An 833-nucleotide genomic window follows, 5' to 3' on the forward strand; every position below is an offset into this window, starting at 1 on the left:
GGCGAGGGGGCGCCCGCCCCATCGGATGCCTTTCTCGCTGCGGATGCGGGCGCGTTCACGGCGTTCGGCGGCCAGGACGTCGCGGTGGCGGGTGTTGGCGTTGCGCCAGCGCAGGTAGGCGTGCAGGGCCCGGGTCTGAACGGTGTGGTTGGGGTGGTCGGAGTTGGCGATGGTGAACTGCCGCAGCGGTCCGAAGTGGGCCTCGATGGGGTTGGCCCAGGACGCGTAGGTCGGGGTGAAGCACAGTTCGACCTTGTGTTTCTTGGCCCAGCGACGGATGTCGGTGCCCTTATGAGCGGACAGGTTGTCCAGGATCACGTAGACCGGGACGCCGTCGGGCCGGGCGGCGCGGATCGACTTCAGTGCGGCCAGCGTGTTGGCGGCGCCCTTCCTGCGGCGGTTGACGCCCCAGAGAGTGTCGTCACCGACCGAGTAGCAGCCGTGGAAATAGCGCACCCCGTGGGTGCGGTGGTAGGTGGCGGGCAGTCGGTCGGGATGTCCCTGGTCAGCCCAGCAGCTGCCGCCGGTGGGCCGGATCCCGAGCGGGCCGAACTCGTCGAAGGCGAAGACCCGGTCCGGGAAGCGGTCCAGGACCTCCTCGATCCGGTCCAGCTTCGCCTCGCGGTCCGGGTCGGGGGACTCCTTCCACGTCTTGGTGCGCTGGAAGGTGACGCCGCGGCGGGCGAGCAGGCCGCGTAACGCCTCGCGGCCGATGAGGATCATGCGGCCGTGGACTTTGCGCAGGTAGGCGACGAGCTTGCGCAGGGACCAGCGGGTGAAGGGCTGGCCCAGCTTGGTGGGGCGGGTGGTGGCCGTCGCCACGACGAAGTCCT

The 833-nt window shown here is 70.0% G+C and carries 1 protein-coding gene; it reads right to left on the reverse strand.

Annotated features, from left to right (window positions below):
- Nucleotides 1–833, reverse strand: an 833-nt coding sequence (locus tag ACTWQJ_RS51885; protein ID WP_443313279.1) for an IS630 family transposase, incomplete at both ends; no start/stop codon positions are given.

This window comes from Streptomyces sp. KR55 (genome assembly GCF_052245645.1).
Lineage (GTDB): Bacteria > Actinomycetota > Actinomycetes > Streptomycetales > Streptomycetaceae > Streptomyces > Streptomyces flavusporus.